Origin of the sequence: Methanosarcina siciliae T4/M, assembly GCF_000970085.1 — an archaeon.
Lineage (GTDB): Archaea > Halobacteriota > Methanosarcinia > Methanosarcinales > Methanosarcinaceae > Methanosarcina > Methanosarcina siciliae.
The window spans coordinates 3,847,149-3,863,799 of the sequence record NZ_CP009506.1 but is presented as its reverse complement, the minus strand read 5'-3'; the positions used below and the strand labels follow the sequence as shown (position 1 = coordinate 3,863,799).

The following is a 16,651-nucleotide window of genomic DNA, read 5'->3' as shown; positions in this document are numbered from 1 at the left end:
TGTTTCTATCATCTTTATTTCATTTTTACTTGTTTTAATTTATTCTTTTTTTAGAAAAATACCTCCTAGCCCCCGAAATATTTATGTATGTTGACACATCTATATTATTATGTAAATCAAATTTACTTGATTTATTCGCAAAACGGCATTTTCCTCCCGAAATATGAAGAGCTGATCCCAAAAACCAAAAATACTTCTTTGAACCTCGATTTTGAAATAATCAATCGGGTTTCTTATCGGGAAAGTAGTTCTGAAATTCTTATAGATACAGAAGTAAAAATTGGTCCCGGGACGTGCTCACAACCTTAAGGCAACAGTTTGCCATTTTAAACCTCCGTAAATTTGCAGTTTTTCCAGAAGTTGTTTGCCATTTCAATCTTCTGGAATCTGCAGTTTCCAATATTCATTTATTCGAGAGCAAGATCCACTAAAAAGGAATATGTATTCGATATACTCTTGTTAAGGATCTATTTTTCTATAGTGATAATGTTTATTGAAAAAACTATATATTAAAATTGAATACTTCTTCTACATGCTGCTTTATTTTCCACGGAGGCCTCTGTCTGAGGTTCTTATCTGAACAGTGTCCTGTTCGGCTGATAATCAGCGGGTAAGTGAGAAAAACGAATAATAAATGTAGGTCCGATGCAATAACTTATCTACTTTGCTTTCATTACAAACTCCTTACTTTCAAAAAATAAACCTGCCCCGTCAAAATTATGAAAACAAAAAAAGTAAAACTTCCGGAAATTCTAAAATTCTCTGTAATTGTATTTGCCCTTCTGGCAACCTGTTCTATTTATTCTTTTATTGAGCCGTATCTGATAGAAGAACAGACAACTATCATTAGCGACAGTGATGTGCCCCGGAATTTCACGGGCAAGAAAATTGTTTTTATTTCCGATATCCATCACGGGCAGTTTTTCGAGAGAGACAGAGTCGCAGCCCTGGTAAGAAAAGTAAACGAGCTGGACCCCGATATTATCGTCCTGGGCGGAGATTACATTTACGGCAGTACGGCCTATATAGAACCCTGTTTTGAAGAGCTTTCCGGACTCAAAGCAAAAATGGGAGTCTTCGGAGTTACGGGAAATCACGATGAATGGGGAGATTACAATCTCACGGTAACGAGCATGGAAAAAGCCGGTATCATTGTTTTAAGCGACAGGGCGGAGTGGCTGGAAATCGGCGAAGATAAAATCAAAATAGCAGGCATTGACTGGCATGATTCCCGGCACTTTTCCGGTGAACCTGATATCGGTCCGCTGATAATGGATGTTGAAGAAAATGATTTTGTAATTTTAGTTTCACATACGCCCGATTTTGCCGAAGAATTAAGAACAGGTAAAGTCGACCTGCTGCTATCCGGACATACCCATGGAGGACAAATTACATTTTTCGGGTTCTGGGCGCCGTATGTGCCTTCCTATTACGGGCAAAAATACAGGTCCGGAATTGTAAAAACCGATAGAACCACTGTTTTGATTTCCAACGGTGTCGGAAATACGTTTTTACCAATCCGTTTTTTTGCCCGGCCTCAAATCAATATAGTCATCCTGGAAAATGGTTAAAACTGACAATTTTTGGCCTGTAGCTATTTTAAATGCGATAAGGATTATAAAAATAGAAAGTACTATTTCACCCGAAATTGAACGACATCAAAACTAAATCCTGTGCATTAAGTAGAACGAAACCCTATGCATTAAGTAGAACGGAACCCTATGCATTAAGTAGAACGGAACCCTATGCATAAGTAGAACGAAACCCTATGCATGAAACCGGAAATATAAATCATGTAACTATTTAAAAATCATGTAACTATTTAAAAATCATGTAACTATTTAAAAATCATGTAACTATTTAAAAATCATGTAACTATTTAAATCATGTAACTATTTTATATAATAAAATGTGTGATCCAGCATGCCCAGAAAATACAGCAACAAAACAACCCATTTCATCCTCCATGATGACGGTACTTTCGACGTTTATATAAACAAAAAATTCAAGGAATGCGGCCTTTACGAAGAAACCCCGGATACTCTGAAATTAGACTATTATAAACATTCTTCTATATTCCAGAAAGAAGAAGGCTGTTTAATTTCCGATAACGGCAGGATATGGATAGAGGACGGAATAATAAACGTTCCGGGCGGAATTCTTGACAATGGGGTGTTCATTGTCAGCAACGACAGTGAAAATACCGTTTAAATTATTTTTAATTTCATGCTCCCGGAAAGAAATAAAAGAGATTACAGGAGGTCTCAAAGTATAATAATTCTCGTAACTCTTTTCATTGTAACTCCTTTCATTATATTTCCCTGAAAATTCAGGATATTGAGAAGGACTGATTTCTCTTATCTTTTAGTCCGGCTTGGACTCGCTTAAAAAACAAGGGTTTTTTCATCAGTTCCTTCATGGATTCTTTATTCCCGCTAAACCTCCCTTTTTTGCAGTTCAGCTGCCAGCTCTGAAACCTGCTCTCTAAGTGCTGCTACACCGTCGTTTGTTTTTATTTCATACATGGTTTCACCTCATGAATGATATATTTTGATCGAAAGGACAAGATCGGTAACATCCTCAACAGAGGTCCCGAGGCTCCTGATTGAAGAGATGTCACTCTCCTGGTCGAAGACCCGGACGTCTCCTGTCAGTGGAGTCACCAAGGTTTCAATCCCGGCCACGATCACTCCGGCCAGGGTTTCTGCCAGGACTACTCCGGGGATCCCCAAGGAGGTTTCTGCAAGAACGTAATCGTTCAGGTTGCCTGGTAGTACAAAACTCCATCAACGACGTCGGAATAATGTGGGATTCCTTCCTGGAAAATGTTGAGAGTGATAGAAGGATAAGAGGTCAGTTTCTGGTTTGACCAGATCTTTGATGCGGGACTGTCGTTTCTCCGGTGATCACCTGAGCAGGAATAGCTTTGAAAACTTCTCGTTTATGTAGATCGGAAATCATGCGAGACAAATTTGAGGGTCTTCCTCTTCAGTCTGAGAACGTGGGTGCTCCACAGAGGGGGTTTGAGAAAGGAGTATTTAATGGAAAGTCGAACACCTCAATAAAAAATAAAAACCGACTTATATGATGTGTTTAATAACAAAACCAATAATGTAGGGGTGTTATTCTGACAAAAAAATTATTATCTATTCTATTCGCTGTAGCTCTATCCGTTCAGGTTCTTGCTGGATGTTCAGCAGCTACAACCTTTACGGTTGATGATGACGGGCCTGGAAATTACACAACTATCCAGAGTGCGGTGAATGAAGCTTCTTCAGGCGATCTTATTGTCGTGAAGCCTGGGGTATACCATGAAACTGTTAATATCATTGTTCTAGAACTCGAATTTAAAGGAGAAGGGATGCCAGAGGTCGATGGATTCAAAGAAGACATTCCCGGTGAGACTCCAAAAATCGCTATCTGGGGATTCGACATCACGGGAACTGGCATAAAAATTGATGGGAAATTCAGCAACGGAAATTATATTCATCACAATGTCTTCCACGACTGCGGAATTACTATAAGCGTGCAGGAAATGAGCTCGGAGGACACTATTGTAAATAACGAGTTCTATGGAGGGGAAACGGCAGTTTATTATGACGGTGATAGCGGTTTAAATATTCGAGACAACAAAATATCCGATGCAAATACTGGGATAGAAATTGATTCAATACACTATCAAAACTCAGTAAAAGAAATTTCCGGAAACACTATACAGGGGTGTAATGTTGGTCTGGTCTTGGAAGATTATACCAGCGTTGGTGAAATTTATAATAATGTTTTCAACAATACAGAGAATATCAAAATTAGTCCAGGACCATACTTTGACATGATCCCCAAAGTACAAAGCTGGAATAAAACCAGCTTGTCAAAAGATACGAACATCATTGGCGGCCCATACATCGGAGGTAACTACTGGAGCTCTCCTTCAGGAGATGGTTTCTCTCAAACTCACCTGGATACTGACGGAGACGGGATTGCAGAAGAGGAATACCAGATAAGCGAAGGAAATGTTGATTATTTCCCCCTGGTCACTCCGAGAATAGAACCGGAGCCTGTTGCAAACTTCAATACAAACGTCACAACAGGGGATGCTCCTCTTTCTGTCAAGTTTACAGATGTTTCTCAAAATGCTGCTTCATGGAGCTGGGACTTTGACAACAACGGACAGCCTGACTCTACCGTCCAGAGTCCGATTTACGTCTACGAAGTTCCGGGAAACTATACCGTTAAACTGACAGTAAGTAATAGCGTCGGTACTGCAGCGATAAGTAAAGATATAACCGTGGCTCCCGGGGATAATAGTACAGTAGATGTTTCTCCTGGAGACAACTCAACGGACGTTGTCCTTCCTGGGAATGAGACTAACTCTACCGGTGATACAACAGTGGACAGCTCCGGTAGCAGCCGCAAGAGTTCCGGTAGTTCGTCCGGAGGTGGAGGTGGTGGAGGATCCCCTGAGCTTGCAAAGAATGTTGAAGTTAAGGAGCTCTCCCAGGTCTTCATCATAAACGGCAAGGCTGTTAAGTTCGAGTTCAAAAACAATGCAACCTGCGTGGTCTCTGTAGATTTCGACGCGATCAGGAACGCGGGAAAAACGACAACTATTGTCGAGCAGCTGAAGAACAAGTCCGTCCTGGTCCCTGGACTGCCTGCAGGTGAGGTCTACAAATCCTTCAATGTCTGGGTTGGAAATTCCGGATATGCGACCTCAAAGAATATAGAGAATCCTGGTCTGACCTTCAAGCTGGAAAAGTCCTGGCTGCAGAGTGAAAGTATAGAGCAGGACTCAATCGCTCTGAGCAGGTACATGGATGAGGACGAGCACGACGATGATGACGGTACCTGGACAGAACTTAACATAACCAAAACGGGAGGAGATGATAAGTTCCTGTACTTCTCGGCAGAAACTCCCGGGTATGGTTCGTTTGTCATCACCGGAGCTCCTGCTCTGAAAGCCCCGGGAGAACAAGTCCTTGAGCTGCAGGCTGAGAATAGGACGGTTGGGTCCGTGAACGCTTCAGAGGAAGAGGACAGAGGGGACGAGGAAAACAACGGGGTTGGAAAAAATCTTATAAACATCGGAATTGTGGCCGGTGCTCTTGTAGTAGTAATGGGACTTGCATTAAAAGGCATGAAAAAGTAATCACTTCGCAGCTTTTACGAAGATCTTCTTTATCCCTTTTCTATTTTCTTCCGGAGCAGATCGCATGAAGGATCTTTCGGGGATGTTTCCTATCTTTTTTCTTTCTTAACTTTCTCTTTTTAGTTTCGTCTGTGCTTCCCTTTTGCTCCGGCATAATCCTTCATTAACAGGCAAGAGAATAGGAAACGAATAAAAGAGAATAGGAAACGAATAATAATCATTTCCTTTCAAGAAATTCTATGAACGAATCTAAATTATGCTCTTTCATTTCAATACAAAAATCATTATTTTTGTCTATGTTTTTATACTGTTCGTACAAGGCATTTAGTCGACTATGCATTGTCGAATTTACCGATTTATACCACTGAGTATAATCTTGAATTATGTTAACGGACATCGGGCACAATAACAACGTTAAACCGAATCCTGCTTCCTCATCCGGAATAATTACAAAAGGAAAATTTCTACACGCTTCCGGCCTATTATCGTATATTCTGCATTTTGAGTTTATCAATAACGGGCACTGTTCGACGGCATTTATTGCTTTATAACATCCTTCCAACTCTGATTTTACCGCATTCGATTTTAATATATTCGCATTTTCTTTATCTACATTTTTTAAGATTTTCTCATATTCTTTTCTGCTAAAATCGATAATATGATGTTTGCAGCAACTTGCATTACATGATTCAGGACAGCTATAATGTTCAAGTATACTTTGAGTTTTTGAGATCAACCAGTCGTGTTTTTTAAAACGTTGTCTTCTATCCATAGCATTCACCCGATTGAGAAAAAAGAGATGTTAAGTTTATAATATCTATCGATTGCCCTATAACTTTGTAAAGCCTGTACGATTTTATAATAAAAGAGGTAACGCAGCTGTTTTAACCATGTGTAGAGGCTTTTGCTCCTTTCTTCTTTGTTCATACGAAGTTTCCCCCGGGGAAAAGTAAGGCAGTTTATCTAATTTCAGGACAATTGAGGTTTTGAGCAAGATGCTAATCGATCAAATTCCAATTGGTAAGTTTTCCTTTATGACTCGTCTCTCCCGGAAAGCTCTCAGGCTCTACGATAGGAAAGGGCTGCTAGTCCCGGAAATAAAAGATTCTTTTACAGGTTACCGTTATTATACGGTTCCTCAGATCGAGCAGGGAATGAAGATAAAGACCTTTACTTTTCTGGGATTTTCCCTTGAGGAAATTTCCATGCTTCTGGACGCAGAAAGCAAAGGAAATTCCGAGTTTATTGAGACCTGTTTCAGGAAGAGGCTTGAGGAGGTCCGGCTGGAGGCTGTGCAGCTGCAGAGGATTGAGAGCATTTTGCAGGGCGCCTGCAAACATAGTGGAAAAGTTATGGAGATATTTAAAATGTCAGTTACAGAACCCGTAATTAAAGAAATTCCAGAGCTCCGTGTCCTGAGCAAGCGTGAAAAAGGAACTTTTGTAGTAACCATAGGAAAGCTAATCAATGAAATCTGTGCATGCGTCAGCAGTCCTGAAAACCAGCGGAACCGAGTAAAAACTACAGGCCCTATTATGTTCCTCTGCCATGATGAAGAATACAAGGAAACAGGTGCGGACATAGAGATCACACTTCCGGTCTCAGGCCGGGTCTCAGTTGAAGACCCAAAATTGGAGATAAAGACACTGCCGGCTATGAAGGCCATTTCAGTTATCTATCGAGGCCCGTACCATGAAGTTGAAGTGGCATACAACAGGATTTTCTCCTTTGCAGAGGAAAATAACCTGGAAACAATTCTGCCAAGCAGGGAATTATATTTTAATGACCCTGCTGAAGTCCCGGAAGAAGAACTAATGACTGAAGTCCAGGTTCAGTTCAGAGAGAGGTAATTCTTCTACAGTATATTTCCTGTATTGCGTAGTTTTCGTACAGCTCCGGAATTCTGGAGCAGTTTTCTTTTTTGTCTATTGTCTAATCAGTGCGATGAGATTAGGAAAAATTCTCTATTTTAATCCCGGATTAAGTAATTTCCAGTATTTCAATCTCGGATTATGTAATTTCCAGTCGCCAATAATTCATCTACTGTTACAAAATTAAACCCCTTTTGCTGTAATTCCGGGATCGCTCTGTCTAAAGCCGATACAATCCCGAAATTTGCGTCGTGGGTTCCACTGTGTCCATCATGGCATAAAATAATTGATCCGTTTTCAGTGTTTCTCATTATGTTGTTGTAAATATCCGTTGGCCCGTATTTGTATTTGAGAGATCCGTCAAGAATAATACCATGTTCGGTAGAACTATCTGCTGAGCGACAGCTCCATAAAACGATTTTTAGGTCAAGCGCTTTTACTATCTTATTTACTCTATCGTCAGTCCTGCCATATGGAGGACGAAAGTACACAGGGGTTTTTCCGATCAAATCAGTGATTATATTTTTGGTTCTGGTCAATTTTTTGTTAAGGGTTTCTTCATCAGTAAGTTCTGGAAGAGCTCGATGATCATAAGAATGAACGGCTATGAGATGGCCTTCTTCATTTGCACGTTTGACAATTTCACTGCCCGTTATGTATTTGCTATCATGATTTTGAGCAGCAATGTTTTTCTCAATACAGCATCCAAGACAAAAAAATGTAGCTCTGACTCCATATTTTCGGAGCCCATCAAGAATATACGGAGTTACTCTGCCAGGACCGTCATCAAAGGTCAGAGCAATATTAGGGATGTTAGGATTGCCTTTTACAATTATCTCGTTTGACATCGTAAATACCTGTGTAAGTTCTTGCTTTACTTTCCTTTTTTTGCCCGGGGTCTCCCGATATCTGCTCACTTCGTGAGTATACGGATGCAGAGAGAATTTTTTAGAGGAGTTTGGAAGAAATTTTCCCTCCAGCACGATACCCTTTGCATGGGCTGCACTACCGTAAGTTTGCTTGCCGAAAACGAGATTGAGCGCGTCTACAGCTCATCTGGCGTCGAACTCTGCGGCGCGAAAGAAGTTCCCATCTCCCCTCGGAGCGGTTTTTTCCGGTGTTGTCATTCAACAGTGTACGATGTACATTTTCCTCTGACATAACAATCCCTTTCAATTTGTTGCACAGATACTTTTGCGCGCCCCCTCTCTTTCTGCTTCTGCTGAAAATTATTTATTATCCTGTTTGCTCACCGGTATGCGTTTCCATAGATCTGCAAGGGCGATAGTGTCAAAGAACGCCACTACCTTTACAATGCGTCCGTTTTTCATGGTCATGTACCAGGAATAAGTGTTGTTGTATGGTTTGCCGTCCTTGGCTGTGGCTGTTCCATCCCATAGGGCAATTACCATGTCTCCATCGGCATAAATGCCTCTCACTCTGGGCACTATTTTCACGCTTAATCGTTCGTTGAGCGGTGTTATGACTTCTTCCAGGAACTGCTTGCGGTTGGTGTAGGTCTTGGAAACGGGACTGCTACCGATAATCGTCCATTCCATATCATCAGTCAGCAGGTCGAAAACGTCGCCAGCACCACTTGCCCATTTGGCAAAGCCTTCGTTTATTATCTCTTTATTCTTGCCCTCGTCAGATTGTGTTTGAGCCATCATCTTATTCTTCCTGTTGGATTGTGTTTGAGCTGCCATTATGTCTGTCGTGGTCGCGATCATGGGATCAAAAGTCAGATATACTGTCAGATATACCGTAAATAGGTGTTTAGCGCGTTTGATGGCGATGCGAAAGCGGCTTAACAGTAGTATCGTCACATATCGTCACATATCGTCACACCGCAGATTCACGGAGAAGGCCTTCGATTTTCGGCGTGTCGAGCCCGGTCTCTTCACGCAGAATTTCGCCGTGATCGAGTTTCATGAACATCATCATCTTCGTCCTGCCGAGACCCCTGTGGACCGCCGTACTTTCCAGTTCGGCAAAGGTCCGTGCGCTTCGAGTTGCCTTCACGAACTCGACCATATCCGGATACCAAATAGCCTTTTCGAGTTCTATCACGACTAACTAAAGGCTTGGAAGATATCACGCTGAACCGTTCAATCTCTACCTTTCTGATCGTCACGTTATTCTCCTTTCCACTTTATTATCCGATCTTATTCCTTGAAAAAAGCTAGCAGGTCCTCGTTGACCCGATCCTTAAGTGTTGTGCACATACCGTGAGGCGCACCTTTGTAGACTTTCAGCGTGGCGTCCTTGACAAGCTTGGATGAGAGCATGGCTGAGGCGCCGATAGGCACAATCTGATCGTCATCGCCATGCAGGATCAGAGTCGGAACATCGATTTTTTTGAGGTCCTCCGTCAGGTCTGTTTCGGAAAAAGCTTTGATGCAAAAGTATGCAGCCGGAAATCCAGCCATCATTCCCTGGAGCCAGAATGAATCACGCACCCCTTCCGAGATTTTGGCGCCCGGCCTGTTATAGCCGTAGAACGGCAGGCTGAGATCCTTCCAGTACTGCGAACGATCGGCTTTGATGCTTGCACGAATCTGGTCGAACACTTCGATCGGAGTACCTGCCGGATTTGCTGGTGTCTTGAGCATCAGCGGAGACACAGCGCCGATCAACACAGCTCTGGCCACACGATCCGTGCCGTAGCGACCAATATAGCGGGTGACTTCACCGCCTCCCGTTGAGTGGCCAACAAGGATTGCATCCTTCAGGTCGAGTGTTTCAATAAGCTCCGCGAGGTCGTCTGCATACGTATCCATGTCGTTACCGTTCCACGGTTGGCTCGAACGCCCGTGGCCACGGCGATCGTGGGCGATGCATCGATATCCTCGAGAAGCCAGAAAGAACATCTGGTCTTCAAAAGCATCCGAATTCAGCGGCCATCCGTGGCTGAAGACCACCGGCTGTCCACTGCCCCAGTCCTTATAATAGATTCTCGTACCGTCTTTAGTCGTAATAGCGGTCATGAAACGATATCTGTCACCAAATCATATAATATCTAAAGAATAACTTCTTCTTAATATTAATAGTCTTTAAAAAAACCGGGCAAATCTTTTACTAAAATGCAAGTTTTCTTTTAAATTTAATTCACAGTTTTAGTTTTTTCGAACTAATTTCGGGCTTCAGATCCGCTTCTGATTTCTGGAACTCAAAGTAAGTAAGGGCTTCAATGCTACCCTCCTACCATAGCTGCCAATGTTTCTACGATAGAGAGATTTTACAGCAGCTCCTGAGGCAGACTGTGCCGCTTCATTAAGTAGTCCGGACTGTTGTAAGAAACCCAAACTTTCCCCTGGCTATCTTCCCAAATAAGAACCTTCAAAGGAAGATTCTGCTAACAATGTACATATACCACACTTTTTATGGCAGCAACGGATTCTACTTTTCTTCTTTCTTGTCAATGGCTGCCCGATATCTGCTTACTTCATGAGCATGCGGGCGTGGAGGGAAGTTTTCAGAGGAGTTGATTAAAAAGAAATTTGATAATCAAGATTTTATCCGGAAAAATAGGTTATAGTCCATAGGGGCTGAGATAAATTTTCCGTAATTCTGAAGCCAGTCCTAAGGTCAGCTCCAGCAAACCGCAAAGTACCCTGAAAGTCGCTTTATGAAGAGTAAAATTAATGAAAAACCGAAATTGGTTATTTCAGCCATTCGGAACTATATCTATCGGAACTACTGATAATATGAGCTATCTAAGGCCTGGCCATTGCCTTAGGACCAGGGGGATCAGGAACATATGGATCAGGAACATATTTTCGTTACATGAAACCGAACGCATGGTTGCGACATCATGCCGCTAATTACTTAAGAATGGATTCGTAGACTTATTTATCCTGGAGATGAATTGATGAAATCCGGTAAATTAGAACAATACATAAGATATATAGAATTAGATAGAGAAAAAGTACCCTCTTTTTCTGAATATCCGTTTAATTTACCTGCAGTAAGAAATCTACAGTCACTATCATTTCATCCTAAAGTCACATTTATTATTGGAGAAAATGGTTCCGGGAAATCTACAATTTTAGAATCAATAGCTGTTGCATATGGATTTAATGCAGAAGGCGGAACAAAGAATTTTAATTTTACCTCCAGAGCAACACATTCTGATTTAAGTAATTATATAAAAGTTGTTAAAGGTACCAAAAAACCCCGTACTGGTTTTTTCTTAAGGGCAGAAAGTTTTTATAATTTTGCTTCTAGTATTGATGACCTGGATAATGAAGCATCTTTCGGGCCTCCCATTATTAATTCTTATGGTGGCCGTTCGTTACACGAACAATCTCATGGAGAATCGTTTTTTGCAGTATTTTTAAATAAATTTACTGGTGAGGGTATCTATATATTGGACGAGCCCGAAGCAGCATTATCCCCATCGCGGCAAATGTCTATGCTTACCAGAATGCATGACTTAGTAAAAGAAGGGTCCCAGTTTATTATTGCAACGCATTCACCGATAATAATGGCATATCCCCAGGCCGTGATCTACCAAATTCAAGAAGGATTTGAACAAATAGGTTACAAAGAAACGGAACATTATCAGGTTACACAGTCTTTTCTAAATAATACACAGAAGATGCTTAGCATCTTACTGGAATGATAAGGAGATGAAGTTCAAGGCTCGGCCATCCGTTGACGACCCTGTTCTGAGGGGAATTCGGCATCAGATAACACTATGTTCTCGCGAGGGCGCAAACCCGGAAAGAAGATTTGAAAATGCGGGTGCGCCGGTGACGCACCACACCTTTTGGCCGCAGGAATAATATGTTTTTGGAGGGAAAGTATGCAACCGCAAAATATATTTGATAATGAAGTTTTTTTTCAGGGCTATAAAAAGCTTCGCGAAAATCCTAACAGTGCAAATATATTGGAAGAAAAACCAGCTACTTTTAGCCTGCTACCAGAATTGACAGGGAAAAAAGTACTGGATTTAGGGTGCGGTTATGGAGAAAATTGCAGCATGTTTTCCAAAATGGGCGCTAATAAGGTAGTCGGTATAGATGTTTCTTCAAAAATGCTTGCTGTCGCCAATAATGAAAACAGTGGAGATAATATTTTTTATGAGAATATGTGTATGGAAGATATTTTCTGCATTAATGAGAAGTTTGACGTAGTTGTAAGCTCTTTGGCAGTGCACTATATTAATGATTTTAATAAATTGGTCTGTAATGTGAACTCATTGTTGAAAGATAATGGCATTTTTGTTTTTTCTCAGGAACATCCGCTTACAACAGCACCAAAAAACGGTGCGAGATGGTTTAAAAATGTAGATGGAAGGATCACTCACTATGCATTGACCGATTATGCGATCAGTGGAGAACGAACCGTATCGTGGATAGTGGACGGGATCACGAAATACCATAGGACTTTTTCGGATATTGTCAACGCTTTAATTGATGCTGGCTTCATTATCGAAAAATTGCTGGAACCCGTTCCTACAAAGGAAATAATCGAAAAAGACCCTTCTTCTGCAAAAGACTTACATAAACCCAACTTTTTAGTTACCAGGGCACGAAAGAAATAACATAAGGCTGCAAGACCCGGCTTCCTGGTCCAAACATAAGAGCTATGTAAGGCCCGAACATCGCTTTAGGGCAGGGGGTGCCGGGAAGACGCGGGAAGCTCTACGAAATGTGGCCGTATAGGTGCCCGGGTTCAGCCGTCGGGCACACAGAGAAATGGTAAATACACTTTGATGTATATATGTTTGATTTTGTGAAGCTCTAATTTATGCTTTTTTTACTCATTCATCCTACGAAATAATTTTAACAAAGCAAGTCAAGTAAACATTAATAGTTTTATGTTACTCTTTATACAGGAGGAGAAAAAGTGGATAGTTGGGAATAGATAAATGCTGTTCAACGTATGCAGGATTATATTGATGAGCATATTACAGATTCAACATTCTACATATGATTGCAAAAGCAGAAAGATATTCACCCTGGCATTCTGCAAGGATTTTCAAGGAATTAACAGGTAAAACGCCATTTGAACACATTTGAACTTCGGCTGTCCTGTCAGCTATCAAGTTGAGAGATAATAATGCAAAAATAATTGATGTGGCGTCTGACTTTGTTTTTGATTCTCACGAGGGCTTTTACAAGAGTATTTTCCAAGCAATTTTGAATGACACCGCAATATTATTGCAAAAATGCGCCTCCGTTGAAGCTTTTTATACCCGGCCGTATCCTTGAATGCTACCTCATGTTACAAAAAGGAGGAAATAACATGAACCAAAATACTAACACAAACACCGTTTTTGTTCAAGGTGTTGAGGCTCCGCATGATTATACTGGAGAAATTCCTGAAGGATTCGAATTGATAGATCTTCCACCATGCAAGATGCTGGTATTCCAGGGACAACCTTTTGAAGATTCAAAGTTCGGTGAAGCAATACATGAACTATGGGAAGTTATGAAAAGTTATAAACCTGAAATTTACGGATTTGAATGGGCGGATGAAGATGGACCAGGGTTCCAACTTGCTCCAATGGGATATAGAGGTTATATCGAAGCAAGACCTGTGAGATTGTTAAACAGAAAACAGATATAATAATATTAGAATTTTAGGGGAGAACATTTAAAGGGTGCACCATCCGTGGTGCACTCTGAATCTGGGGCAGGATACGTCGTAGAACACCGAATTCACACAAGGGATGCGGGAAGAAGGGACAAGAAGAACCTGCTGCACTATATTCCTTCACCGGGCGCGGAGCACCGCCAAGGGACAATTCCGGCTCGCCCGGGCCTAACATAAGAGACATGTAAGGCCTGGTCATCGCTTTAAGGTCGGAGATGTCGGAAGTGAGAAAAGGTTCTCTGAAATTCGGCAGAGAGGCGCGCCCGTCCATGGGCGCAAATGATATTTTTGGGGCTATGAATAATGAGTGAGTATTATTGGGATACAAAACTTGATTATTTAAAAACAAGTAGATACTTATATTTTAATGATGACTATCTCGAATTTCTGATTTACAAAGTATGGGGCTTTACTAATCCAGTCAAAATCATTGATTTTGGTTGCGGTTTAGGTTATTTGGGTTTAAAGTTTTTACCACTACTTCCAAAAGGGTCAACATACATTGGAATTGATAAGGGAGAGAAATTAATTGAAGAAGCAAAAAAAATATTTTCAAAGTTACCTTATGATACTGAGTTTATTGTAAGTGATGTAGAGCAGGTTCAGTCATGGAAAATGAAATATGATGTTGCTATTTGCCAGGCGTTACTATTGCATTTACCTAACCCCAGGGAAGTACTATTAAACATGATTAATTGTGTAAAAAATAATGGGAAAATTATTTGCATTGAACCCCATTGGAACTCATGTATGGCTAATTTCTATATTGATGAGCTGGAAGAGTTTAAGTCTATAAACTTAGGATTACTTCAAAAACTTTATAGAATGGATAAAAATAGAACTGGCAAAGATGGCAATATTGGGATTAAGCTACCTGTTTATATGAGAGAGTTAGGATTGAAAAATGTAAATAGCCGGGTTAGCGATTGTGTGAGATACCTGAATCCTGATTTGTGCCTTGAAGATGGGGAGTTACTATATAATTTACTGCGTAATGAAGGATTTGGCAGCATTTGTAACAATTTAGACAACGCTGTAAAAGGTTTAGTAAATAGAGGACTGACTATTGAAGAAGCACAAGAACAGGTAGAGTCAGAGAACTACGTAAGCAGGTGCTTTAGAGAAAAAGGGCTTGAATATAACACTGTATTTGCGCCAACGATGATAATTTCATATGGAACAAAGGGATAATTTAAGGACAGCCGTCCGTAGCTGCTCTGAATATAGAGCCTGCCGCACATCAGAGAACACGCACTCCTGCAAGGCGCGGATAAAGGGTGAAGCTGGCTTTGACGAATATCTCTGAAAGGCGCACTTTTAACATCGAAGGCATTTTGCAAAGTACTTAGGCAACATATAATTATGGCTCTTCGTTGTTTTGTGTGGATATCCTCACAAAAACCAATGCGATATAAATTGAAAAATCATCTGATTAGTGTAGAACCTTAAATATACTCACCCACTCATCCCCGAGACTTTACAACACCACGCTTTGAGCCGCATCATCTATCAACCAGCGCCGGATAGTCCGTATAGCCTTTCTCTCCGCCCACGTAGAAGGTGGCCTCGTCCGGCTCGTTAAGCGGCGCGTTCTGCATGAAACGCTCTGGCAGGTCAGGATTGGACAGGAAAGGCACTCCGAAGGCAATCAGGTCGGCTTCACCGCTGGCAATGGCTTCATTCCCGCTTTGGAGGCCATAGCCACCGTTCAGTATGAACGTCCTTTCAAAAGTTCTGCGCAGGGTAGGCCCAAGCCGTGCTTCGGGTGGCACGAACCCCGACCGTCCTCCAATGGGCTCGATTAAATGAAGGTAGCCCAGACCCGTTTTGTTCAGCTCTCTGGTGAAATAGGAAAAGGTTTCCCTGGGATTGGCATCTGACATAGAATGCGCGGTATTGTGCGGAGAGATGCGGTAGCCGACACGGTCGCCGCCCCATACCTCGATGACGGCTTTCGTGACCTCAAGCGGCAGACGGGCCTGGTTCTCAAGGCTGCCGCCGTACTTATCTGTTCTTTTGTTGGATCCGCTCCGCAGGAATTGGTCCAGCAGGTAGGTGTTAGCTCCATGGATTTCTACACCATCGAAGCCGGCGGTTTTCGCGTTCTCCGCCGCTTGCCGAAACTGCCTGATAATGTCCGGCACCTCGTCGGTTTCCAGGGCTCTGGGTGCGGGAATTGGCTTTTTTCCACCTGGTGTGTGGACTAAGCCTTCGACAGGCAGCGCGGATGGCGCTACCGGCAGAGTACCACCCAGAAGGTCAGGGTGGGAAACCCTCCCTACGTGCCACAGCTGGATGAAAATCTTGCCTCCGGCCTTGTGGACGGCATCCGTTATCTCCTTCCAGCCGACGACCTGTGCTGCAGAGTGTATGCCCGGTGTATGCATGAAGCCTACACCCTGCGGGCTAACCTGTGAACCCTCGGTGATAATCATGCCGGCCGAGGCTCGCTGCACATAGTAAGTGGCCGTCAGTGGGACCGGGACGTCGTCATCCCCTGCGCGGCTGCGAGTCATCGGCGCCATCACCATGCGGTTTGGCAGCGTTAAATCGCCCATCCGATACTGTGAAAAAAGGTCCGTGTCTTCTGCCATGATGATCATCTCATTAAGCCTGCAAAATCAATAGCTATCTTTTTACCCGGATTCTTAGAATCTCATTGATATCTTCAATGCTCCCCCAATCATTGAACTGGTTCCGGTTATTGTCTCAGCGCCTGGCACAATCCCCATTGTTCAACGCTTACAATTTAACCCTGAATCACTAAATACGAGCTCCGGGTGAAAACTTATATGATAATTATTATGGAATATTTATTTAAATATTCGTAGCTTGCCTGATGAATTATCGGGTGTTTAAACCACCAAATCACATTTTGAAAAGCCAAAAATGGCGTTTTGTAAAAGTGGTAGTGAGTCTATAAAATAGAGTGCCATTTGGTACTTAGAGTGCCATTTGGTACTTAGAGTGCCATTTGGTACTTAGAGTGCCATTTGGTACTTAGAGTGCCATTCGGTACTGTACAATATGA

17 protein-coding genes and 1 pseudogene are annotated in these 16,651 nt (G+C 42.1%); 10 read left to right on the top strand and 8 right to left on the bottom strand.

The window, feature by feature from the left end:
- Positions 1-719 precede the first annotated feature (719 nt).
- Both MSSIT_RS16175 and MSSIT_RS16170 read left to right on the top strand, forming a co-directional pair.
- A complete protein-coding gene (locus tag MSSIT_RS16175; protein WP_082089046.1) occupies positions 720-1,571 on the top strand; it encodes a metallophosphoesterase in 852 nt (283 codons plus the stop codon).
- Between the two features lie 352 nt (positions 1,572-1,923).
- Positions 1,924-2,211: a hypothetical protein gene (locus MSSIT_RS16170; RefSeq protein ID WP_011023552.1), complete on the top strand. Its 288-nt coding sequence runs from the start codon at positions 1,924-1,926 to the stop codon at positions 2,209-2,211.
- 323 nt (positions 2,212-2,534) lie between these two features.
- On the opposite strand, the gene MSSIT_RS16165 is transcribed toward MSSIT_RS16170, so the two are convergent.
- On the bottom strand, positions 2,535-2,732 hold the full coding sequence (locus MSSIT_RS16165; protein ID WP_048173574.1) for a hypothetical protein: 198 nt from the start codon (positions 2,730-2,732) through the stop codon (positions 2,535-2,537).
- 527 nt (positions 2,733-3,259) lie between these two features.
- On the opposite strand from MSSIT_RS16165, the gene MSSIT_RS16160 reads away from it, so the two are divergent.
- Positions 3,260-5,146, top strand: coding sequence for a PGF-pre-PGF domain-containing protein (locus tag MSSIT_RS16160; protein ID WP_052721698.1), 1,887 nt, complete (start codon positions 3,260-3,262; stop codon positions 5,144-5,146).
- A gap of 217 nt (positions 5,147-5,363) precedes the next feature.
- On the opposite strand, the gene MSSIT_RS16155 is transcribed toward MSSIT_RS16160, so the two are convergent.
- Positions 5,364-5,918, bottom strand: coding sequence for a YkgJ family cysteine cluster protein (locus tag MSSIT_RS16155; protein ID WP_048173573.1), 555 nt, complete (start codon positions 5,916-5,918; stop codon positions 5,364-5,366).
- A 223-nt stretch (positions 5,919-6,141) separates the two neighbouring features.
- Between MSSIT_RS16155 and MSSIT_RS16150 the strand changes: the two genes are divergently transcribed.
- Positions 6,142-6,996: a MerR family transcriptional regulator gene (locus MSSIT_RS16150; RefSeq protein ID WP_048173572.1), complete on the top strand. Its 855-nt coding sequence runs from the start codon at positions 6,142-6,144 to the stop codon at positions 6,994-6,996.
- Positions 6,997-7,145: 149 nt separating this feature from the next.
- Here the strand turns inward: MSSIT_RS16150 and MSSIT_RS16145 are convergent, their stop codons facing one another.
- Positions 7,146-7,865: a polysaccharide deacetylase family protein gene (locus tag MSSIT_RS16145; RefSeq protein ID WP_048174971.1), complete on the bottom strand. Its 720-nt coding sequence runs from the start codon at positions 7,863-7,865 to the stop codon at positions 7,146-7,148.
- A 147-nt stretch (positions 7,866-8,012) separates the two neighbouring features.
- On the opposite strand from MSSIT_RS16145, the gene MSSIT_RS23605 reads away from it, so the two are divergent.
- Positions 8,013-8,180: a hypothetical protein gene (locus MSSIT_RS23605; protein ID WP_156158888.1), complete on the top strand. Its 168-nt coding sequence runs from the start codon at positions 8,013-8,015 to the stop codon at positions 8,178-8,180.
- Between the two features lie 66 nt (positions 8,181-8,246).
- On the opposite strand, the gene MSSIT_RS16140 is transcribed toward MSSIT_RS23605, so the two are convergent.
- The 4 genes and pseudogenes from MSSIT_RS16140 to MSSIT_RS25775 all read right to left on the bottom strand — a co-directional run.
- The gene (locus MSSIT_RS16140; RefSeq protein WP_231589915.1) at positions 8,247-8,843 is read right to left on the bottom strand and encodes a nuclear transport factor 2 family protein; all 597 of its coding nucleotides are present in this window, start codon (positions 8,841-8,843) and stop codon (positions 8,247-8,249) included.
- A gap of 16 nt (positions 8,844-8,859) precedes the next feature.
- Positions 8,860-9,087, bottom strand: a complete 228-nt coding sequence (locus MSSIT_RS21420; protein WP_156158887.1) for a hypothetical protein — start codon at positions 9,085-9,087, stop codon at positions 8,860-8,862.
- A gap of 95 nt (positions 9,088-9,182) precedes the next feature.
- Positions 9,183-10,004, bottom strand: coding sequence for an alpha/beta fold hydrolase (locus tag MSSIT_RS16130; protein WP_048173570.1), 822 nt, complete (start codon positions 10,002-10,004; stop codon positions 9,183-9,185).
- A 251-nt stretch (positions 10,005-10,255) separates the two neighbouring features.
- Positions 10,256-10,363: pseudogene (locus MSSIT_RS25775) on the bottom strand (DUF302 domain-containing protein); the annotation flags it as partial.
- A gap of 525 nt (positions 10,364-10,888) precedes the next feature.
- On the opposite strand from MSSIT_RS25775, the gene MSSIT_RS16125 reads away from it, so the two are divergent.
- From MSSIT_RS16125 to MSSIT_RS16110, 5 genes are all read left to right on the top strand, one after another.
- Entirely contained in the window at positions 10,889-11,641 is a 753-nt protein-coding gene (locus tag MSSIT_RS16125; protein WP_048173569.1) for an AAA family ATPase, read from the top strand.
- A gap of 183 nt (positions 11,642-11,824) precedes the next feature.
- Entirely contained in the window at positions 11,825-12,565 is a 741-nt protein-coding gene (locus MSSIT_RS16120) for a class I SAM-dependent methyltransferase (protein WP_048173568.1), read from the top strand.
- A gap of 704 nt (positions 12,566-13,269) precedes the next feature.
- Positions 13,270-13,593 (top strand): hypothetical protein, encoded by a 324-nt coding sequence (locus tag MSSIT_RS24305; protein ID WP_231589914.1) that lies wholly within the window; start codon positions 13,270-13,272, stop codon positions 13,591-13,593.
- Positions 13,594-13,641: 48 nt separating this feature from the next.
- Positions 13,642-13,797, top strand: a complete 156-nt coding sequence (locus MSSIT_RS23595) for a hypothetical protein (protein ID WP_231589912.1) — start codon at positions 13,642-13,644, stop codon at positions 13,795-13,797.
- A 126-nt stretch (positions 13,798-13,923) separates the two neighbouring features.
- Positions 13,924-14,811 carry a class I SAM-dependent methyltransferase gene (locus tag MSSIT_RS16110; protein WP_048173567.1) on the top strand — a complete coding sequence of 296 codons (888 nt, stop codon included), beginning with the start codon at positions 13,924-13,926 and terminating at the stop codon, positions 14,809-14,811.
- A 311-nt stretch (positions 14,812-15,122) separates the two neighbouring features.
- Here the strand turns inward: MSSIT_RS16110 and MSSIT_RS16105 are convergent, their stop codons facing one another.
- Entirely contained in the window at positions 15,123-16,214 is a 1,092-nt protein-coding gene (locus MSSIT_RS16105) for an alkene reductase (RefSeq protein ID WP_048173566.1), read from the bottom strand.
- Positions 16,215-16,651 lie beyond the last annotated feature (437 nt).